Genomic DNA, 21,173 nt, shown 5'->3' with positions numbered 1-21,173 from the left:
TGGCGGCGCAGTTCACACATTTCGCGAACTGCGTCCGCCGCCTCGAAACGGGTGTCCATGGCCGATAGCATCCTTGAAGGTGACACTCGTAGGATGCTGGATGATACCGGCATCGTCAGTTACAGCGTTCTAGACCAGGCGCTGTGGACACGCTTCCGCACTGCCGGGACGTCTGATGAGTTCATCGGCGCATGGCTGGGCCTCCTGTGCCGCCAGATACCCGATGCCTCCGCAGCAGCCCTGGTGCTCGGGGAAGCCGATGCCGGGCCTTATGTGCTAGCTGCCGCATGGCCGAACTCACAGTCGCCGGCCGGCGGACTTCTCGCCGCCGCCGAAATGGCGACAGGAAAGCGTCAGGGCGTCAGTGTATCGGGCCCGGCGGACGACACACAGATCATCGCGTCCCCCATCCTCATCGACGGGCATCTGTTCGGCGCCTGTGCCGTTGCGGTGAAGCGAAACGACGCTGCCTTCACCGACATCATGCGCAAGATCCAGTGGGCTTGCGGCTGGGTCGAAGTGCATGTGCGCCGCGGCATGAGCGATCAGGGTGAACAGGCAGCGCAGCGCAGCCGCTTTGCGTTCGATATGTTGGCGACAGTGATCGAGAAGAAGCGGTACAAGAGCGCCTGCACTGCGCTCGTCACCGAACTCGCGATGCGGCTGAATTGCGACCCGGTCGCCATTGGCGTGATGCGCCGGCGCTGGACGCGCGTTGCGGCGGTGTCCCACTCGGCAGCATTCGACAGCAAGGTCAGCTTTATGCGCGACGTCGCGGCGGCGATGGACGAGGCGATCGACCAGCGGGCCGTGGTCGTCGCGCCACCGCGCGAGGGTCAGGAATATCGGGTCAGCATCGCGCACGAAGCCTTGACACGCCAGCACAAGAACGGCGCTGCCCTGACCGTGCCGCTGCAGAGCAACGGCCGGATGACGGGCGCGCTCACTTTCCTGCGGCCCGCCGACGCGAGCTTTGACCAGCAGACAATCTACCTTTGCGATGCAGTTGCGGCCGTGGTCGGACCGGTACTCGAGGAAAAACGCCGCAACGACCGAACAATCTTCACCAAGGCGATCGAGGCGGGCTGGATCCAGATCAAGCGGCTGCTTGGCCCACGCTTCATCGGGCGCAAGATTGCGACGCTGGCCGCGGTGGCGATAGCCGCCTATCTGAGCGTCGCCATCTCGCCCTATGCGGTAACGGCGCCTGCGGTCATTCGCGGTTCGGTGCAGCGAACCATCGTTGCCCCATTCAGTGGCTATGTTCTGTCGGAATTCGCCAAGGCAGGCGAAACGGTGCACAAGGATCAGGTGCTGGCGCAGCTCGACGATCAGGATCTGACTTTCGAGCGGCTGCGGCTGGTCACCACCAAGGCTCAGAAGGAAACGGAATTTGACCGCGCGCTGGCGCGAGGCGAGCGCGCCGAAAGCCAGATCATTGAGGCCCAGATCAAGCAGGCGGACGCGCAGCTGTCGCTGATCGACGAACAGCTGCGGCGCACCCGCCTGGTGGCGCCGTTTGACGGATTTATTGTCGCCGGCGATCTGTCACAATCGGTCGGCGCGGCGGTCGAGCGTGGCCAGGAATTGTTTCACATCGCGCCACTCGATGCTTACCGCGTGGTGCTGGAAGTCGACGAAAGCGACATCGAAGACATCAAGATCGGCCAGACCGGCCAGTTGCGGGTCAGCGCGTTGCCGAGGGAGCCGCTGTCGTACAAGATCGAACAGATCACCTCTGTCTCGCGACAAGGCAACGGCCGCAACTCGTTCATGGTCGAGGCTTCGCTCACCGGGTCCCCCGAGCGGCTACGTCCCGGCATGGAGGGCGTCAGCAAGACCCATGTGGACGAACGGCTGCTGTTCTTCGTCTACACCCAGAAGATGATCGACTGGCTGCGCCTGACCCTCTGGCGCTGGGCGGGCTGACCATGGACAGGAGCTATTTCAGTTCGTCCTGGTATCGTGTCGCGCAATTGAAGCCGCGGCTGCGAAGCCAAGTGAGCATCCACCGCACGATCTTCCGCGGCCAGGTCTGGCATGTGATGCAGGACCGGACCTCAGGCCGCTTCCATCGTTTCACGCCGGAGGCCTATTTTATCATCAGCCTGATGACCGGCCGGCGTACCATGCAAGAAGTGTGGGACAGCGCCTGCGAACGCCTCGACGAAAAGGTCATTACACAAGACGCGGTGATCCGTCTTTTGGGACAGCTTCACGCTTCAGATGTGCTGTTCGGCGACATTCCGCCCGATATTGAGGAAATCGCCGACCGCGCCAGCAAGCAGCACAACCGCAAACTTCTGTCGAAATTCGCCAATCCGCTGGCGATTCGCGTCGGGCTGTTCGATCCGGACGAATTCCTGAACGCGACCTATCCGCTTGTGCGGCCGTTCCTATCCTGGTTCGGCGGCGTCGCCTTCCTCGCGCTGGTTGCCTATTCGATTTTCCTTGCTGCGATGAACTGGCAGGCGCTGACCGGCGACGTAACCGACCGGGTTCTCTCGGCCGAGAATATCGTGCTGATCCTGATCGCTTATCCCTTCATCAAGGCTTTGCATGAACTAGGGCATGCCTACGCCGTCAAACGCTGGGGCGGCGAAGTGCACGAGATCGGCGTGATGCTGCTCGTATTCATGCCGGTGCCCTATGTCGACGCGTCGGAGAGCCTTGCATTCCGGGATAAGTGGCAGCGCGCCTTGGTGGGTGCGGCAGGCATTATCGTCGAGGGGCTGTTGGCCTGTCTGGCGCTGATGGTCTGGCTGAACGCCGAGCCCGGACTGGTGCGCGCCTTCGCATTCAACGTGATGCTCGTCGGCGGCATTTCGACCTTGCTGTTCAACGGCAATCCACTGCTGCGCTTCGACGGTTACTACGTTCTGAGCGACATTCTCGAGATACCGAACCTTGGTCAGCGCGCGACCAAATATCTCGGCTATCTGGTGCAGCGTTATCTGTTCGGCATCGAAAGCGCCGAAACGCCGGCGACCGCACAAGGCGAAGAGTTCTGGCTGTTCAGCTACGGCGTCACCGCGTTCTTCTACCGGATCGGCGTTATGGTGGCGATCGTCACATTGGTCAGCCAGCGTTTCTTTGTCGTCGGCATGATGATGGCTGGGTGGGCGCTGGTGCTGATGGTTGGCGTGCCGCTGGCGCGCCAGCTGTGGTTCCTGTTCACGAGTCCATCACTACGAAGGACGAGGGGGAGGGCCTTCGCCGTCGTTGCAGCCGGCCTCGCGCTGGTAGCCATGCCATTCTTTGTCGTCCCGCTGCCTTACGCGACCGCCGCGCAGGGCGTCGTCTGGCTGCCGGGCGACGGAGTCGTCAATGCCGGTGTCGATGGCGTGGTAACGGAAATTGTCGCAACTCCCGGCGCCCGGATTGAGCGAGGCGCCCCGATCTTGCGGCTGGAAGACCCTTTGCTGGAAGCGCGGACTGTCCTGCTGGATTTGAGGGTTGGGGAGCTTGAGCGCCGCCTCGAAAAGCTCGATGTCTCAAACAAGGTCGACGCTAAAGTGGTGGCCGAGGAACTCAGGCTGGCACGCGCCGACCTCGTCCTCGCACGCGACCGTGCCGAAGCGCTGACGGTACGGGCGCAGGCAAGCGGGACTCTGATCGTTCCCTCGGCAAAGGATCTCGACGGCAAGTTCGTGCGCCGTGGCGAGACGTTGGCCTATGTGACGCGGTTCGATCAGCCGACATTGCGCGCCGTGATCCCAGAAAGCGACGCCGACCTGGTTCGCAACCATACGGCGTTCGTCGACGTGCGCTTCGTCGAAGACCCTTCGGTTTCGCATCTTGCCAAGATCATACGCGAGGTACCTTCGCTGACCGCAACTTTGCCGAACGCCGCATTGAGCACAGTGGGCGGTGGGGAGTTTTCGCTCGACCCGACCGATCCTTCGCAGAAGCGGGTGCTTGCCAACTTGATGCATCTGGAATTGGCGCTGGCCAATCCAAGCAAGATCGACCGCATCGGCGGGCGCATTTACGTCCGCTTTTTTCACGGCAACGTGCCGCTTTACGAGCGTACGTATCGCTGGATCAGGCAGGTGTTCCTGCGCGTTTACCAGGTCTAGTCCTCATGAACGGAGTCAGTAATCTGTGGTTGAAGTTAACTAAACTGCCCGGGAAGTGCGCTGAATGCCGCATTTCACTTTACAATCGGATGCCGCGGTGATGTGATCAATACTTGCTGATCAAGTATTAATGTAGAGAATAGCGCGGAAACGATAAATTAACCGAGTTTTCCACCTCAAGGAGAGTTATCATGACTGTTCAGCTTCTTTTCTATCAAGACGCCAAGCCGGTGACCTCAGACCGTCACAGGGATGTTTCGATCAAGACAGGTCACTCCTACGCCTTCGCCCGCAACGTGAACTCGGTACCGGTGACGGCTGTCGAATTCGCGCAGGCAGCGGCGGAGTATCCGATCGTTTTCGCGGGCACCGAACAGTCGATCATGCCGGCAGTCATTCTTGGCGTGAAGCAGACCGAAAACCTCTATGTCGACGATGCCGGCAACTGGAGCGGCAAATATGTTCCGGCGTTCGTGCGGCGTTATCCGTTCGTCTTCTCCTCCGATGCCAGCGGCCGAACATTCATCCTCAACGTCGACGAGAGCTTTGAAGGCATCAACCGGGAGGGCCGCGGCGAGCGCCTGTTCGACAGCGACGGACAGCAGACGCGCTACCTGAAAGAGGTGCTCGGCTTCCTTCAGGATTATCAGTCGCGCTTTCAGCGCACCAAGCGATATTGCGATCTTCTGAAGTCTCTCGGGCTGCTGCAGCCGATGCAGGCGCAGTTCAATTTGAACAGCGGCGAGCGCCGTTCGCTAGCCGGCTTCATGACGGTCGACCGGCAGAAGCTGAAGGCGATCGATGCCGCCGACCTGCAAGCGATGTTCGGAAATGACGAATTGGAGTGCACCTATCTTCACCTCCACTCCTTGCGGCACTTCGCCAACATGCTGGAGCGGATGCCTGCCGCAGGCCCAGATGTCGAGGACAAATTGGAACCGGCACCAGAAGCGACTTCTGCCAAGGCGAAACGGGAATCCGGCAAATCGGCGGCGCGCAAGGGCGGTGACGAAGCGGACGTGAGGCTGCCGCAGGCTTAACAAAGTGACGACCGAGATGTTACTCGAGCGTATTGGGGTGGGAGCTTGACTGCGGCCGGGCAAACGGCCGGGGTCCTGCTTCCGGCCCTCGATCTCGGCGCCGAGCGGGAAGACCCGGCGCCGAAATTCCTCGACTGGCTGGACCAGTGGCTGGTTGGCGTGGCCTCGCCGTTACGGGAGCGGGCAAGGCTCCAGCGGATGTATCGCGCGCTGCCTCGCATCGAGGCACTCGGACGTGATTATGCGGGCATAGCCGAAGTCGAGCTTGTCGAACGGGTCGCGGCGTTCCGCCCGGTGATGCGCCGCGGCGGCCTGACCCAGTCGAACATCGAACGATGCTTCGCGATCGTGCGCGAGATATCATGGCGCAAGCTCGGCCTGCGCCACCACAACGTTCAAATTCTGGGCGGCCTCGCAATGCTTGACGGGCGGGTGGCGGAGATGGCCACAGGCGAGGGAAAGACGATCACCGCCGGTCTTGCCGCATCGGCCGCGGCACTGGCGGGCACGCCGGTTCACATCATAACTGTGAACGACTATCTGGCGGCACGCGATCTTGCGACGCTCAAGCCTGTCTATGACTTTCTCGGCCTGACCACGGGCCTGATCCAGAGCGGCGACAGGGCAGGGCGACCGCAAGTCTATGCGTCGGACATTGTCTATGCGAGCAACAAAGAGGTTGCGTTCGATTACCTGCGCGATCGCATGGCGCTTGGCCAAAGGACCGGGCTGCTGCACCGCAAGCTCAGCGGCTTCGGCCAGGCCGGCAGTGTGAATTCGCAGACAGCCATGCGCGGTCTGCACCTGGCAATCGTCGACGAGGCCGACAGCGCGCTGGTCGATGAGGCGCGCACGCCCCTGATCATCTCCCAGGAAAGCAATTCCGTCGACGAACGCAACTGGGCGGAAAAGACGTTTCGTCTGATCGAAGACCTGCAACAGGATGTCGACTACGTGCTGTTGCCGGACCAGCGCCGCATCGAATTGACGGAAGCCGGCAAGGATAGACTCTGGACGCGCGCTGAGGCGGCCGACGGATTCTGGCGCAATCGCCTTCGACGCGAGGAATTGGCCAGGCAAGCGCTCTCAGCGTTGCTGCTTTTTCGACGCGGCGAACACTATCTGGTCACCGACGAGACCGTTCAGATCGTTGACGAATTCACCGGGCGCATCATGGCCGACCGCACATGGAGCGATGGCCTTCATCAGTTGATCGAATTCAAGGAGGGCTGCAAGGTGACGCCGCGCAAACGCACCGCCGCGCGGATCACCTACCAGCGCTTTTTTCGCCGCTATCTGCGCCTCGCCGGGATGTCCGGCACTGCCTACGAGGTCAAGGGCGAACTGGGCGCCGTCTACGGGCTGTCGGTTCTCGCAGTACCGACCCATGTGCCGCCCAGGCGCGCGAAGCTCGCGCCAATTGTGTGCGCGACACGCGAGGAGAAATGGAACCGCATTGTGCAGGAGGTCGAGACGATGCGGGCCCTCGGACGGCCGGTGCTGATCGGCACGCGTTCGGTCTCTGCCTCGCAGGAACTCAGCGCATGTCTCGACCGCGCCCGCATCGAGCATGCCGTGCTGAATGCCGAGCAGAGCGAGGACGAGGCGAATGTCATCGCGGGCGCGGGTCGTGTCGGAACGGTGACCGTCGCGACCAACATGGCCGGGCGCGGCGTGGACATCAAGGTCGATCCGGAGGCGCTGGCAATGGGCGGGCTTCATGTGGTGCTGAGCGAGCGCCACGATGCCCGTCGGATCGACCGGCAGATGGAAGGGCGGACGGCGCGCAAGGGAGACCGGGGGTCAACGCGGGACATTCTTTCGCTGGAGGATCCGATCCTCGATCTCGCGCCGCCACGCCTTGTCGAGTGGGCCAGCCGGCGTCAAAGCTGGTTCCGGCGCCGAGCCGCGCTTGCGCTGTTTCGGGTGGCGCAGATGCGCGCTGAACGCGCGCATGCATCGGAGCGCAAGGACCTGCTCGACCAGGACCGGCGACTGGGTGTGCTGCTCGCCTTCTCAGGCAAATCCGAATAGACTTGGGCCGGCGGCTGGACAGGCCGCGGCGGGCAGGGAGGCACGTCAAATGCTGCGACCTATCTTCTCCATCGCTGCCGTGTTTCTGGCCGGCGCAGCTCATGCGGCGGCATCCGATTGCGTCGTCAATCCTTCGATCGTGGTGGGTGTCGGCGGCACTGTGCCTGGCCTTCTGGAGGAGGTGCTGATCGATCGTGGCGACATCGTCAAAAAGGGTCAAATCCTGGCCCGGCTGAATGCCAACACCGAGCTGTCGACTATCGACTTGATGTCCGAACAGGCGGCCAACACGTCGGAAATCGAGGCCCAGCAGACACGATACCAACTGGCCTTGAACCGCATGGACCGCTCCAAGCGGTTGGCCGGCCTGAACGTCGCCTCCAAGGATGCCGTCGAGGAAGCGATCGCGCAAATGGAGGTCTCCAAGCGCGAACTGGCGCTCGCCGAAACGCGCAAGCGCATTCTCGAACTGGAACTCGCCCGGGCAAAAACGGTGCTGGGCCAGAAGGTTATCCTCAGTCCGATCGACGGCATTGTCATGGAGCGCAAGCTATATGCCGGCGAGTACCTCGATCAGGATGGGCAACTGGCCACGATCGCACAGCTCGACCCGCTGAGCGTCGAAGCCTTCGTCGCCGACAGCGAATACAGCAAGTTCAGCGTCGGCCTCGCCGTCCGGGTAACCGTCAGTGAGCCGCGCGATGAAGTCCATGTCGGCACAGTTCAGGTGATCGACCGGGTGTTGGACGCGGCCAGCAGGACGTTCGGCGTGCGCATCATGCTGCCCAATGCCGGCAGCCGTTTGCCCGCCGGCCAGCGATGCAAGGTCGAATTCGACGCCAAATCGAACTGAAGGGTTCCGACCGCGGTTGAATGCCGGCCGCGCATACGCTCCGGGCTCACCACGTTGATCCATGCCATGCGGCCTGAGCTTGTCAAATCTCAACGACGGCGCGCGGTTACGCTTCAAGGTTCTGCTGGTTTCCGTCCTCGCAAGGCCTGGATCGCCGCTCCTACGAGAGAGCGAGAGTGCGGACCGAGTTTTTCGTGACGGAGCCGGAGGAGAGGCCTCCTACACCCGTCGCGGAGCTTGGCAATCGAACCATTGAGCAGTGTGTCAATCGAGATTTCTGGAAACTTCCTTAGCAGCGGCAATCAACGGATCGATGAATCCGGAAAGCAGGTCAGCGCGAATACCAGGCACCAAAATGGCGATGCTGACTAGGCAACAATTGTGTTTTTCCGCGCGTTGACTGGCCACTGGCTAGCGGTGCACGAACACCTTTCGCCAGCCAGCGATACGGCCGTTGCCAAGCGCCGTCATATAGAAGCAGCGGATCCGAGTTGACAGTCGTCGAAGCTCTCTAGATGTGAGCAACATACGGCACCCGCCACCGTTCGTCATCGTCAACTGGGTAAAGTCCCAAATTACGCCTGGGCACCGGTAGCAGAACGGCCGCGTCCCAGGCCCGCGTGCTTCGCCTACCAACTTTGAGGTATCGCGGCTGGGCGGAAGGTCGATTGCGACTGCCGGGCGTCCGCAAGATAATGATGGCTCCGAGCTAGGGCTGAGTACCGGCTGGGCGCCGGCTTTGGACCAAATAGCGTTCGGGCGGGCAGGAACTGTCGCAGACGTAACGTGCATGCATTGCGGATAAGCGAGAGACAGCGAAGCTGCTGGAAAACTCTACGAATGCATTCAAGGAGGTCGCCATGAAACCCACCCGTTACTGTTTGGCACTCGGCGGACTCGTCGTTTTCCTGGCAGTGCCTACAGGCGCATCCGCGCAGGAACAGCCGATCAGCTGCAAGAAGGTGCCGTCGGTGGTGCGGGACGTGTTCCACAAGGATTTTCCCGATGCCAAGGTCAAGGCCTGCGCCCAGGAGGACGAAAACGGAGAGCTGGTCTTCGAGATCGCGAGCGTCGAGGGCACAATGATGCGCGATGTGCTCTACCATCGCGACGGGAAGGTCATCGTCGTCGAGGAATCAATTCCGATGGAAGCGGTGCCTCAGCCGGTGCGTGCGGCCGTCGATACGAAATTCGCAGGCGGAAAGATCAGGCTTGCGGAGAAACTGATGCGCGACGGCAAGGTGAGCTACGAGTTCCAGATACGCTACAAGGGCAAGAACGTTCAGCCCGTTTTCGATCCGGACGGAAATGAAGTGAAGGGCTGATGGACGAAGCCCTTGCGCTGAAGGGTCGTTGACGTAGCGTTCTCTTCAATCAGCCTGAGGGAAGGAAGCAGCGGACATCCAGACTATCGGAGCCTACCTGCCGAACTCCACACTCCGCCGAAATCGAGTGTCGCGCGCACGCTGAAAGTGTGCGTTCTCTCGTCTTCGGCATTCTGCGCGAAGGTGTAGGCTGTAGCGAGGTTCCATTTCGCCCGGTCGAACGGCGTGTTTTCTCCGGACCTATAGATCATTTCGAAATCCGCCAGGTGCTCGCGCGTATCTGGACCTTCGGCGACAAAGTTCCTCTGCTGCGTGTAGGTGGCTACGTAGGTCAAAGGTTCCACGTCGAGCGCGACAGACCCGGTAAGAAGCAGAGCGTCGTCCGGACCGCTGTCGAAATGCTTGAGGTAGGCCGATTCGCCGAGAACCCGCAGCGTCATCCCGTTGAGGTCGAAATTCCTGGTGGCGGCAGCAAGGTAGGCCAATTCGTTGCCAGGCGCTGGCTGCGGTTCTTCTTCTTCTTCTTCTTCTTCTTCCACCTCGCCTGTGTCGGCGGGCAGCCCGGCCTTCTGGTATCGAATGCCAAGGCGATAGCCAAATTCACCGTCCTGGTAGCAATCGGGCTTTTCCGCGCCTTTGCAGCCATCAAGGGTAACCGAGAATGAGGACAAACCGGTGGTGTTGCCGGCGCCGCCATCCGCCAGCGTGGCCCGTCCGCGGTTGGTAAAGAGCGACTCGCTGAGGATCGTACGATCGGTTGTGAACGCCGTCGCGGCCAGGGCATGGTTCAGCCCAAAACCGTCGAAGCCAACGACAGCCTCGCCACCCAGACGTTCGTCAGCGTCGAACGCCGATACCAGGTCCGTGGAGTTCACCCCCGGCAGGACTTCGCTGGCAAGGCTGAAGACCGTGTCGAACTTTCCGACCCTTGCAGTGAACGGGTCGGCTTTAGCGACAGCGTAGAGTTCGCCGACATATGTGCCGATCCCCTGAAAGACTGCATTCTCGCCGGGTTCCGGGTCGACCACAGGCTCGGTAATGATGGCACTCACGAAACGAAGGTAATCCGTCGGCTCGTAGAAAAGATCGACCTCGACCTTCGGTTGCAGCACGTCGGATCTCAGGAAAGACGGATCTGCGCCAAATATCCAGTCGTTCTGGAGCTCCACTGTAGCCTCGTACCCCGCGCAGGGCGCAGCGCATTCTTCGGCCAGAGCCGGTATCGTTTCTTCGGCCAGAGCCCGCTTCTGATTCTGGGCCAGTACCGAAGCCGATGAGGAGAGCAGCCCTATGCCGCAGAGAGTTAAGATAAGAAGGCGAATGGCCGACGAGCCCCCGTTAGACGCACCACGCGCCGATGATACCCGGGAATTCTGCGGCGGCAAGTGGGAGTTGGTCAATTTGTCCCTCGCAAACGCGACGTGTCGGGCACATCTCTAGAACGGCTCCTCGCCATCCGGACGATCTCGGCCCGATACAGTTCGTCGAGGACTGTCGGCGCAGCAATTTGGCGATCTTCGGCTCGCCTTCTTCGAATCAGTATCTGCATGGCCGCTCATGCTACCGAAAAGAGATAAAGAAGAACACCAATCCGCTGCCCGCGGCGTTCGGATGAACATCCGGAACGGTATCCGAGGCTCGGTACATCCTGAACCGATCAAACGACGATTGGGGTCTGCTCGTTGTTCTGCCCGCAGTCCCCTCAGGCGGGCAGGAGGCGCTTCACGCGACTTCGCCGTTCACGCCGCGGGAGCGTTGAACTACGCCAACAATCGCCAGCAAAATGACCGACCCCACCAGCCCTGCAAGCGCCGGATCGGCCATATCACCGACATCGATAACGTCGAGCCTGTCAAAGGCCAGCCCGCCGATGAGCCCGCCCACCAGGCCGACCAGAATATTGCCAGTCAAACCCAGCCCCTTCATGATTTTCCCGGACAGCCCACCAATTATGGCACCAGTAATCAGGCAAATGACGGAGTCTATGCTGAGAAGGAATTCCATGGGTTGCTCCTATATTCGGGAAATTGCCGTTCGCCGCTGGTGCGTAGCCAGGTTGCGCTCGCCTGTGTGCCCCGCTTTCTTGGCCGCGGCCTGAGCAACGAGTCATGCATTGGTCTTGGAACCATCGGCGTTGGTTGCCCGGCGCCAGCGTTTGCTTCTGCGCGACAGCAAAGATACCGCGATCAGCCCGAGCGGCATACCTATGGCAACTGGCAGTACGCCGCCGGGATTGGTATTGGCAAACGGCCTTACCGTCAGGTGGATGCCCGGGCTGGAAACAGGCTGGCTTGTGGCCTCCGGACCCTTGGGTTTGGGGATGATCGTCAGGTACACTATGTACTCGCCTGCCAGAATCGCCTCGACGGCCCAGGACTGTTCGACCGACTCACCCGGCGCAAGCGACTCTACCTGTTGCGTCCGCTGTGCAGCTCAGCGCGAAGGCAAGAAAACGCATAGTCGACGACCCCCTCCTGAATGCACCGCGTCCCCACGATAGACGATGATTCTGCCGCTGCAAGTGTTAGTACCTGATTAACCCTCCTGAACGCGGCCTGTCGTGGCCCGATGGGCCTGGCCGCAAGGCGTTTCGCCCTGCTCGCAGGGCGATGATCGCCGCCCGGCAATGCGAGTTCGCGCACCGACATCGCCTGCTCGGACCCGAGCTTGCTCCCACCGAGATACGCATGCTCGCTCGCCGTGCGCCACCTGCCGAGCGGCCTCAACCTTGCCGTCCACCTGACCACCGCAGTCATTGCGGAAATTGCGATGGGCCTGGCCTGATCAGCGGTCGGTGCGCCGGTCCTGACAAAGTTTTCTCGGTGGCATCGTCAGGGATTACGTCTGCGGCCCCACGGCGCTCTATGGCGGGAAGAATCAGCACGGCGCGGCCGATCCGTCCGGCGATCGAGTATCCGCCTAGACAAGGTACAGGCCGTCGATTCCTACACCGTTGGGCAGATCGATCAGATCCAGCTGTGCCACGCCATAATCTTCGATCGTATCGATCTCTGTTTTGCCGTTCTCGAGGTCGGTAAACACGAAGGTGTCGGCACCTTTACCGCCCCACAATCCGTCTTCGCCCCCATGTATGTCATTACCGGCTTGGCCATGGAGCAAGTCCTTGCCAGCGTCACCATTCGGCGTGTCGCCGCCGCCCCCTCCGTTGAGATGATCGCTGCTGGCGTCGCCATTCAGCGTGTGGCCGCTGTCCGCCCCGGTGATATAGGCGATATAATTGGTATCCCCCCCATGGTCGAATATGCCAGCGGGATCGGCATCTCTGTATACATCGCTAATATCGTATGCGTGTTCTTCTAACTTGAGAGCTTCATGGTGGACGATGGTCAGCTCTTTTTTACTTAATTGACTGACCTCAGTCAGCTCCAGTGTCTCTCCTTCCGGATCGTTTACGGCTGTGATCTTTACGAGGCCGACGTCGGGCGCGTAGAATTTTTCTTGTTTGGCAGGAAGATCATTTGGGTCCCATTCTGTTGTAACAAGCACGTCGGTGTAAGATTCTCCGGCAACAGATAAATCGATGCCTGTCTTCTTGATTTTTGCAATGTCATGAAACTCTATGCTAGGCACGACTCCCTGGTCGTAAGGCGATGTGCCAGTTCGCGGATCAGCCAACATAACGACTCCACCTTGCGCGTCCTCCTCCCCGCTGATCCAGGTGTTTGGGGCGCCTATGAATTCGCCATTCTCATATTCCTCGGGATATTCACCCAAACTCCAGACATTCCCTTCCTTGTCTTGAGCGAAAAACGCAAGTTCGGCTTCCCGAACCACGCCGTTGTTTATATCGACCTCCAATACAACCACGCAGTTTACACCGCCGATAGTTCTTATAAGGTCAGTTACGGTAAAAATGATTTGGTGATCGAGCAAGCCTCCTCCGAGGTCTGACACTCCTTGATATATGAATTGTGTACCAGGTATCAACGGGAAGAATATATTCGTTATCTCGTTTGAATCATCCAAGAAATTACTGCTATCGAAATCGAACGACATGGTGTTGCCCTCCGAGGGACACTATCTTCGGCCGGAGTTCGGTGGCTTCCGCGGTGACTTTGAAAATGCCTCGCGCCTAACTCGCGCTCGGCAAGTTTCACTCGGACAGCCCCTCGATTTCTGTGCTTGTAGACCGCGTCATCGATGATCTCGGGGCTATCCGCGTTGCCGCGTCCAGCCAAGGTCGTCGACCCCACGACCGCACGTACAAGCTGAGAGCGGATTATATACTACGACGACCTTTCCATGTCAGGTCCGCCGAAATCTCTCCTCGCATCAAATTGTGGTAGTCTGCTCGTAGTCTCTTGTGAGTAGCAAAATAGTTCGAAACTTGGGCGAGCACATTCGGGTATCGAGTTTCGATGCGGAGTCGCGTGTCTGGCTCATTGCATAGACGCGCCCCTCATTTTGATATGACTTCTAGGTCGAAAGATATCGACAGGGAATTAATCGGGTACAAGTAATCCCCGCATTAAGTAATCGTGCAATGCGTTCTGCAATGCTACGTTTCCGACGTATCCTCTGATCTGTAGCAGGCGCTTTCGCGCGCTGCCGAACCGCGGGGTGTTGCCGTGTTGCAAACGCTCGTCAAGCTGAGTCTCGAATTTCGGCATCTGGTCCTGGCAGCCGCGGTGCTCTTGCTAGCGGTGGGTGCCGTCCTGCTTCCCAAAGCCAAAATCGATGCTCTTCCCGAGTTCGGGGCGCCGATCGTGGAGGTGCAGACCGAGGCGCTCGGCTTGTCGACAGGCGAAGTGGAAAGCCTGGTGACCATCAATCTCGAGGAGATTCTGACCGCGACGCCCTTCCTCAAATCGATTCATTCCAAGTCGGTACCGGGGATGACTTCGGTGTTGCTCACCTTCGAGCCCGGCATGGATCCGATGAAGGCCCGGCAAATGGTGCAGGAGCGTCTTACGATGGCTTGGGCCCTGCCCAATGTCTCGAAGCCACCCGCCATGCTGCAGCCGAAGTCGGCGGTAGGCCGGGCCATGATCGTCGGACTGTCGTCGAAGACCGTGTCGCTGATCGACATGTCGGTGCTCGCCCGGTGGACGATGACGCCGAAGCTGCTCAGCGTACCGGGCGTCGCCAACGTCGCGATCTGGGGCCAGCGCGCTCGCCAGCTCCAGGTGCAAATCGAACCTCAACGCCTGGAGTTGGCCGGCATCTCGCTCGAGGAAACCATAGAGAGCGCCGGGGATTCGCTCTGGGTCTCGCCGCTGACTTATCTCGAAGCGTCAGTACTCGGAAGCGGAGGCTGGATCGACACGCCGAACCAGAGGCTCGGCATCCAGCATGTGCAACCGATCAGCAAGGCCAGCGATCTGACGAAGGTCGCTATCGCGTCCTCCGCTCTCAAGCTCAGCGACGTCGCCGACGTCGTCGAAGGCCATCCGCCTCTGATCGGCGATGCCATTATCAACGGAGGGCCTGGTCTCATTCTCGTTGTCGAGAAGCTTCCCAACGTCGACGCCAGGGCGGTCGCAGCGGGGGTCGAAGCCGCGCTCGCGGAGTTGGGCCAAGGCATGCCGGGCATCGATATCGACTCCTCCCTCTACCGCGCCTCCGACTACGTCGACAGCGCCTTCGCCAATCTGGCCCGGATGCTGATCGCCGCCGCGGTGTTGCTGTCCGTAGCCGTCTTCCTGTCCTTGACGCCGGTCGGCGCGGCGAGCATCGCCGTCGTCGCGATCGTCCTGTCGTATGTCGCGGCATTTGTGGCGCTCTATCTCGGCAGCCCCACCTTCAACCTGATCCACCTGGCCGGCCTCGCGGCCGCGCTTTCCCTCGTGGTCGACACCGCCGTCGTGGCTGCCGAGGCCACCGGGCGGCGCCTCCGCGCCGCCGGTGGCGGTCGTCCGCTCGCCGCGGCCGTATTCGATGCGATCGGCGAGATCCGCAAGCCGATGATCTATGCATTGGTGATCGGTCTGCTGGCGGTCGCTCCGATTCTCGGACTCGACGGCGAAGCCGCGGCATTCTTCCGCCCGCTGGCCCAGGCTTATGGCCTAACGGTGGCCGCTGCCTCGGTCGTGGTGCTCCTGGGAGCGCCCGCCCTCGCGATGGTTTTCCTCCGCTCGGGCAGCGCAGCAGGAACCAGGTCCGAACCCGTGGTGGCGCGGCTGTTCGGTGCGGCCTACGGCCGGCAGCTGGCGAAGTTCTCGGCAACGGCCCGTCCTGCCTATGCCATCGCCGGTCTCGGTGCGTTGGCGCTACTCGCGGCAACGCCCTTCCTGAAGTGGTCGCCGTCGCCATCTTTTGACGAAGGCACCGTCCGCGTTTCGTTCGAGGCCGCGCCGGGTGCATCCTTGCCCGCCATGACCCGGACGATGGCGCAGCTGGAATCCGAAGTCCGCGCAATCGACGGAGTTAGCTCTGTCGCTGGCCATCTCGGCCGGGCCATCACGGGCGACCAGGTCTCCGGCATCGAATCCGGGCAGCTCTGGGTTGGCCTCGACGAGCGGGTGGACCGGGCCGCCACGCTGTCGCGAATCCGCGACACGATGGCAGGCTTCGCGCACCTCGACGTGAAGGTTGAAGGCTATCTGGCCAGTACGGCTGGGCGGTTCTTCGCCGACGCCGGCGAACCAGTGGTGGTCCGCATCGAGGGGATCGAAACGACTGTGCTTGAAGAGCAGGCAAAGCTCGTTGCGGCGACGATCGCTGCCATTGACGGCGTCAACTCCGTACGTATCGACAAGAACGCTGTTTCGCCCGAAATCGAGGTCGAGGTCGATGTTGCGAAGGCGGCTGCACGTGGACTGAAACCGGGGGACATCCGGCGCGCGGCAGCTACGGTCTTCGCCGGGCTCGAGGTTGGCAATCTCTTCGAACAGCAAAAGGTCTTCGACGTGGTCGTTTGGGGTGCTCCCACCGCACGCAGCAGCATCACCGACGTCGAGAATCTTGTGATCGAAACGCCTGATGGCCCGTATGCACGCCTTGGCGATGTCGCCGAGGTGCGGGTGGTTCCGCAGTTGCGCACCATCGAGCGTGAAGGCGTCACGCGCAGCATCGACGTTCACGCGAGCGTCGCGGGCCGCAGCGTCACGGCGGTGGCGCAAGACGTGGCGGCTGGACTCAAGAAGGTGCAGTTCCCCTTCGAATACCATGCCTATGTTCGAGGCGACTATGCCGAGAGCCGTGCAGCCATGCTGCAGGTGGAGCTCTTTGCAGCGTCGGCGGCGATCCTGATCTTCTTCCTGCTGCAGGCGGCGCTGCAAAGCTGGCGGCTGGCAACCGGCATGTTCCTTTCACTGATGGCAGTGTCGGGTGGCGTCGCGGTGATCCTCCTGGCGGTGACAGGCACTGTTTCGCTTGGGGCGCTTGCCGGGCTCCTCGCCGTCCTCGGGCTTGCGCTCCGCAACGGTCTGGTTTTGGCCAGCCGCGTCGATCAGACCAGCGAGCAAGAGGGTGGCGGATCCTGGCCGGACCTGGTGACGGCGGCCGCGCGTGAGCGCTTCGCGCCTGTGCTGACGAGCACGCTGATCACCTGCCTCGCCTTCCTTCCCGCGCTTGTCATGGGCAGCGTCACCGGTCTGGAGATCCTGCATCCAATGGCCTGGGTCGTGATCGCAGGCGCAGTCATTTCAGTCCTGATCAATCTGTTCGTCCTGCCGGCCCTGTTGCTCCATTCCGCTGCCAGCCCGGTTTCACGACACCTGGGAGGAGTTGCGCATGCCCCGCAATAAGCTTTTTCTCACGTCATCCGCCGTCGCCGGTGCGGTCTTCGTCGTGGTGGCCATGGCACCCTTTGCGACCGCGGAGTCGCCCGCAGGTGCTCCTGCCCGGCTGGAGGAGGTCGCAGGTTCGCCATTTCCGCGGGTGGTTCTGACTGAACAGGCCGCCAAACGGCTGAGCATCCAGACCGAAGCGTTGCGGGAGGAGATGGCGAAGCGGTGGACGATGGTGACCGGTGAGGTCGAGATCGCGAGCGGCGAGCCGTTGGTGAAGGCATTTGCGGAGACGGCTTCAATCGCGCCAGTCGGTGCAAGCGACCAGGCCCTGCAATCGCTGATCAGGGTGCCTGTGAATGCGGCGAGCCAGATGTTGATCGCGATTGTCGTCGAAGAGGATGAAGAAGGCGAGGGCCGCGAGCATGACGAGTTTGCCGAGATTTTCGGCGTCGATAACCCGGCCGACGAGGATAAGGACGGTCTGGTTGTCGTGCTGCTGACCGGCGAGGGCCGCTCCGGCAAATATTACAAGGCGCGGCCGGTCGAGGTGAAGGACCGGGACGACGGGCGGTTCTTCGAATTCCTCGAGGCAAGCGGCGGCGCCAAGCCCGGCGATCAGGCGCTAGTGGCCATGAAGGCGCCGGAGAGCGACAGGATGGCGAAGGTCGTGCCCTACTCGTCGGTCATCTACGACGAGCATGGAGACAGCTGGCTCTACTCCAATCCGGAGCCGCTTGTCTTCGTTCGCCAGAAGGTGGCTGTCGAGCGTGTCCTCGGCGACATTGCGGTTCTGTCGGACGGACCAGCGCGCGGTACGATGGTCGTGTCGGTCGGGGCGGTCGAGCTCATGGGGGTCGAACTGAAGGTTGGTGGGCACTGAGCGGGCGTGAAAACATTCCGGCCGCTTGCGAACGCTGAGTTAGCCGGCATCCAATCATCGAACAAAAGGATGGGGCCATGTTCCGCTGGATCATCGGCACGAACCTGAAATACCGGTTTCTCGTTCTGGCCGCGGCAGCGCTGATGGTGCTGCTGGGCTTGGACGTCTTCCGCAAGATGCCCGTGGATGTCTTCCCCGAATTCGCCCCGCCGCTGGTTGAGATTCAGACCGACGGTATCGGCATGTCGACCGCCGAGGTCGAGGAGCTGATCACCATTCCCCTCGAGGATGCACTGCGCGGCACGCCGGAGCTCGACGTCATCCGCTCGAAAAGCGTGATGGCGCTGTCCTCGATCGTCATGATCTTCAAGCGCGGAACCGATATCATGCACGCCCGGCAGCTCGTCCAGGAGCGCGTGCAACTTGCGTCGGCCAGACTGCCGTTCGGCTCGAGCCCACCCGTCATGCTGCAGCCCTTGTCCTCGACCAGCCGCACCATGAAGATCGGCCTCTCGTCGAAGGAGCTCACTCCGCTCGACCTGTCGATGACCGCCTACTGGAAGATCCGCTTCCGCCTGCTGCGCGTGCCCGGCGTCGCCAACGTGGCGATGTGGGGCGAAAAGCTCAAACAGATGCAGATCCAGATCGATCCCGCACGCATGCTGAAACACGGCGTGACGCTGAACGAGGTCATGGAGGCTTCGGCCGATGCGCTGGACTTCGGCCTCCTGCCGATGGCGAACTCAGCCAAGAGCCAGACCGTAGGCTTCATCGACACCGCCAACCAGCGGCTTTATATCGGGGCCGATATTGCGGCCGCCGTGAAGTTGGACGACGTCAAGAGAATTCCGATTGAGTCAAAGACCAGCGGGCAGCGGGTACTGGCGGACGTTGCCGATGTCATCTGGGACGAACCGCTGCCGATCGGCGACGCTGTTATCAATGACGGCCCCGGCATGATGCTGATCGTCGAGAAGTTCCCGTGGGCGAACACACTGGAGGTCACGCGCGGCGTCGAGGCCGCCTTCGCCGAAATGGGGGACGGCCTCAAGGGCATCGATGTCGACCTGCAGATATTCCGCCCGGCGACGTTCATCGAGCTCTCGGTCCATAATCTGACAATGGCCTTGCTGGTGGGAGCGATCCTGGTGGTCTGCGTTCTCGGCGCCTTCCTGTTCGAGTGGCGGGTGGCGCTCATCAGCCTGCTGGCAATTCCATTGTCGCTGGTCGCCGCGGGACTTGTTCTCTACTGGCTCGGAACGACCATCAACACGATGGTGTTGGCCGGCTTTGTCGTGGCGGTGGGATCGGTGGTGGACGACGCTATCATCGACGTCGAAAACATCACGCGGCGATTGCGCGAGAATCGCCGAAGCAGCGCCGGCAAATCGGTGGCATCGGTCATCCTGGAAGCATCGCTCGAGATCCGCAGCCCGATCGTCGCCGCGACCCTCATTATCGTCATTTCGGTTGTTCCTGTGTTCTTCATGGGCGGCCTGTCGGGCACCTTCTTCGTGCCGCTGGCGACGTCCTATTCCGTCGCGCTCCTCGCTTCTATGGCCGTGGCGCTGACGGTGACGCCGGCATTCTGCCTTATCCTTCTTCAAGGAGCGCCGATCGAGCGCGTCTCGCCGCTGGTCGGGTGGTTGCAGCGCGGCTATGCCGCCATGCTGTCGCGGATCATCGCGGCTCCTCGCGCGATATTTGCGAGCACCGCGTTGGTCGTGGTCGCGGGGTTGGCCGTTTGGCCGCTGCTCGGAACCTCGCTGCTGCCGTCCTTCAAGGAGCGCGACTTCCTCATGCACTGGGTGACGCCGCCCGGGACATCGCATGCCGAGATGTACCGGATGACGGTAGCTGCCAGCAAAGAACTGAGATCCATTCCCGGGGTGCGCAACTTCGGCGCTCACATCGGCCGGGCGCTTGTGGCCGACGAGGTCGTGGGCATCGACTTCACGGAGAACTGGATCAGCGTCGATCCGAAGGTCGACTACGACAAGACCCTGAAAACCATACAGGACACGGTAGCCGGCTATCCCGGCATCTATCGCGATGTCCAGACCTATCTCCGAGAACGCGTGAAGGAGGTGCTCACCGGCTCGGGCGAGTCGATAGTGGTTCGGATTTTCGGGCCCGACACGGCGGTGCTGCGCGAGCAGGCGGTGAGGGTCCGCGACGCCCTGACCGGCATCGAGGGCCTGGTCGACCTGCACGAGGAGTTGCAGAAGAAGGTGCCGCAAATTCAGGTCACCGTGGATATCGCCAAGGCGGCTGCCAGGGGTCTCAAGCCCGGGGATGTTCGCCGCGCCGCTGCGGTGATCTTCGCCGGTCACGAGGTGAGCGACGTCCATCGCATCGGAAAGGTGTATGACGTCATGGTATGGTCGACGCCCAAATCGCGGCGCGGCCTTGACGACGTGCAGAACCTCCTCCTGGATACGCCCGACGGCGGCCAGGTCTTGCTCGGCGACATTGCCGAAGTCAAGATTGCTCCGGTGGCCAGCACCATCAAGCGCGAGAACGCCTCGCGCCGCCATGACGTGCATGCCAATGTGCGCGACCGCGACCTGGGCTCGGTCGTCGGCGAGGTGGAGGAGCGACTGGCCAAGATCGACTTTCCACTCGGCTATCATGCCCAACTGCTGGGCGAGGCTGCGGAACGCAATGCGGCGCAAAGCCGGCTCTTGTATGCTTCGATCGTCGCCGCGGTCGTAATCTTCATGCTGCTGCAGGCCTCCCTGAGAAGCTGGAGGCTCGCTGCCCTGGTGTTCCTGTCACTGCCGGCCGCCCTGGTCGGCGGGGTCATCGCGGCCTATCTGGGCGACAGCATCATCTCGCTAGGCGGCCTCGTGGGGTTCCTGACGGTATTGGGCATCGCGGCCCGCAACGGGGTGCTCCTGATCCACCATTTCCTGCATCTGGAGCGCGAAGAGGGCGAGCCCTTCGGACCGGAACTTGTCCTGCGCGGCGCGCGCGAACGCCTTTCGCCCATTCTCATGACGACGCTGGCAACCGGCCTTGCGCTCGTTCCCCTGGTCATTACAGGCAACATTCCGGGCCAGGAAATCGAACATCCGATGGCCATCATCATTCTGGGCGGGCTGATCACGTCAACGCTTCTCAACCTCTTCGTCGTGCCCGCCATCTATCTCAGACTCGGTTCGTCGCAGGCGCGATCGCCGGTGCGGACCACAGGTCTCGGCCTGGAACCCTCAACGTGGCCATCCTAGAGCAATTCCAGGAAAAGTGCGTAGCGGTTTTCCGTCCG

Annotated in this window: 13 protein-coding genes; 9 read left to right on the top strand and 4 right to left on the bottom strand. The window is 61.5% G+C overall.

Annotated elements, in window-relative coordinates; genetic code table 11:
- Nucleotides 1-57: 57 nt before the first annotated feature.
- The 6 genes from AC1RUK_RS20880 (at nucleotide 58) to AC1RUK_RS20855 (ending at nucleotide 9,331) form a co-directional block, all read left to right on the top strand.
- The gene (locus tag AC1RUK_RS20880) at nucleotides 58-1,929 is read left to right on the top strand and encodes a GAF domain-containing protein (protein ID WP_481839140.1); all 1,872 of its coding nucleotides are present in this window, start codon (nucleotides 58-60) and stop codon (nucleotides 1,927-1,929) included.
- Nucleotides 1,930-1,931: 2 nt separating this feature from the next.
- Complete coding sequence (locus AC1RUK_RS20875) at nucleotides 1,932-4,079, top strand: peptidase M50 (protein ID WP_436171204.1); 2,148 nt, start codon at nucleotides 1,932-1,934, stop codon at nucleotides 4,077-4,079.
- Between the two features lie 191 nt (nucleotides 4,080-4,270).
- Entirely contained in the window at nucleotides 4,271-5,119 is an 849-nt protein-coding gene (locus tag AC1RUK_RS20870) for a SapC family protein (protein WP_436171205.1), read from the top strand.
- Nucleotides 5,120-5,164: 45 nt separating this feature from the next.
- The gene (locus AC1RUK_RS20865) at nucleotides 5,165-7,153 is read left to right on the top strand and encodes a preprotein translocase subunit SecA (RefSeq protein WP_481840092.1); all 1,989 of its coding nucleotides are present in this window, start codon (nucleotides 5,165-5,167) and stop codon (nucleotides 7,151-7,153) included.
- A 49-nt stretch (nucleotides 7,154-7,202) separates the two neighbouring features.
- A complete protein-coding gene (locus AC1RUK_RS20860; protein ID WP_481839142.1) occupies nucleotides 7,203-8,006 on the top strand; it encodes an efflux RND transporter periplasmic adaptor subunit in 804 nt (267 codons plus the stop codon).
- A gap of 860 nt (nucleotides 8,007-8,866) precedes the next feature.
- Complete coding sequence (locus tag AC1RUK_RS20855) at nucleotides 8,867-9,331, top strand: hypothetical protein (RefSeq protein ID WP_481839143.1); 465 nt, start codon at nucleotides 8,867-8,869, stop codon at nucleotides 9,329-9,331.
- Between the two features lie 83 nt (nucleotides 9,332-9,414).
- On the opposite strand, the gene AC1RUK_RS20850 is transcribed toward AC1RUK_RS20855, so the two are convergent.
- From AC1RUK_RS20850 to AC1RUK_RS20835, 4 genes are all read right to left on the bottom strand, one after another.
- A complete protein-coding gene (locus AC1RUK_RS20850; RefSeq protein ID WP_481839144.1) occupies nucleotides 9,415-10,500 on the bottom strand; it encodes a hypothetical protein in 1,086 nt (361 codons plus the stop codon).
- A gap of 553 nt (nucleotides 10,501-11,053) precedes the next feature.
- The gene (locus AC1RUK_RS20845) at nucleotides 11,054-11,335 is read right to left on the bottom strand and encodes a GlsB/YeaQ/YmgE family stress response membrane protein (RefSeq protein WP_481839145.1); all 282 of its coding nucleotides are present in this window, start codon (nucleotides 11,333-11,335) and stop codon (nucleotides 11,054-11,056) included.
- A gap of 102 nt (nucleotides 11,336-11,437) precedes the next feature.
- A complete protein-coding gene (locus AC1RUK_RS20840) occupies nucleotides 11,438-11,668 on the bottom strand; it encodes a hypothetical protein (RefSeq protein WP_481839146.1) in 231 nt (76 codons plus the stop codon).
- 582 nt (nucleotides 11,669-12,250) lie between these two features.
- The gene (locus AC1RUK_RS20835) at nucleotides 12,251-13,348 is read right to left on the bottom strand and encodes a calcium-binding protein (RefSeq protein ID WP_481839147.1); all 1,098 of its coding nucleotides are present in this window, start codon (nucleotides 13,346-13,348) and stop codon (nucleotides 12,251-12,253) included.
- A gap of 575 nt (nucleotides 13,349-13,923) precedes the next feature.
- On the opposite strand from AC1RUK_RS20835, the gene AC1RUK_RS20830 reads away from it, so the two are divergent.
- The 3 genes from AC1RUK_RS20830 (at nucleotide 13,924) to AC1RUK_RS20820 (ending at nucleotide 21,135) form a co-directional block, all read left to right on the top strand.
- The gene (locus AC1RUK_RS20830; RefSeq protein WP_481840091.1) at nucleotides 13,924-17,040 is read left to right on the top strand and encodes an efflux RND transporter permease subunit; all 3,117 of its coding nucleotides are present in this window, start codon (nucleotides 13,924-13,926) and stop codon (nucleotides 17,038-17,040) included.
- Entirely contained in the window at nucleotides 17,027-17,905 is an 879-nt protein-coding gene (locus tag AC1RUK_RS20825) for a hypothetical protein (RefSeq protein ID WP_481839149.1), read from the top strand. Before AC1RUK_RS20830 ends, AC1RUK_RS20825 begins: the two co-directional genes overlap by 14 nt.
- 77 nt (nucleotides 17,906-17,982) lie before the next feature.
- Entirely contained in the window at nucleotides 17,983-21,135 is a 3,153-nt protein-coding gene (locus AC1RUK_RS20820) for an efflux RND transporter permease subunit (protein WP_481839150.1), read from the top strand.
- Nucleotides 21,136-21,173: the final 38 nt, after the last annotated feature.

This window comes from Mesorhizobium monacense, assembly GCF_056781675.1.
The sequence above is the reverse complement of the archived record's forward strand: the minus strand, read 5'-3'. Positions and strand labels throughout refer to the sequence as shown.

Coding starts and splice junctions, on each gene's coding strand:
- AC1RUK_RS20880 (WP_481839140.1), top strand. CDS start 58: ATGGCCGATAGCATCCTTGAAGGTGACACTCGTAGGATGCTGGATGAT.
- AC1RUK_RS20875 (WP_436171204.1), top strand. CDS start 1,932: ATGGACAGGAGCTATTTCAGTTCGTCCTGGTATCGTGTCGCGCAATTG.
- AC1RUK_RS20870 (WP_436171205.1), top strand. CDS start 4,271: ATGACTGTTCAGCTTCTTTTCTATCAAGACGCCAAGCCGGTGACCTCA.
- AC1RUK_RS20860 (WP_481839142.1), top strand. CDS start 7,203: ATGCTGCGACCTATCTTCTCCATCGCTGCCGTGTTTCTGGCCGGCGCA.
- AC1RUK_RS20855 (WP_481839143.1), top strand. CDS start 8,867: ATGAAACCCACCCGTTACTGTTTGGCACTCGGCGGACTCGTCGTTTTC.
- AC1RUK_RS20845 (WP_481839145.1), bottom strand. CDS start 11,335: ATGGAATTCCTTCTCAGCATAGACTCCGTCATTTGCCTGATTACTGGT.
- AC1RUK_RS20835 (WP_481839147.1), bottom strand. CDS start 13,348: ATGTCGTTCGATTTCGATAGCAGTAATTTCTTGGATGATTCAAACGAG.
- AC1RUK_RS20825 (WP_481839149.1), top strand. CDS start 17,027: ATGCCCCGCAATAAGCTTTTTCTCACGTCATCCGCCGTCGCCGGTGCG.
- AC1RUK_RS20820 (WP_481839150.1), top strand. CDS start 17,983: ATGTTCCGCTGGATCATCGGCACGAACCTGAAATACCGGTTTCTCGTT.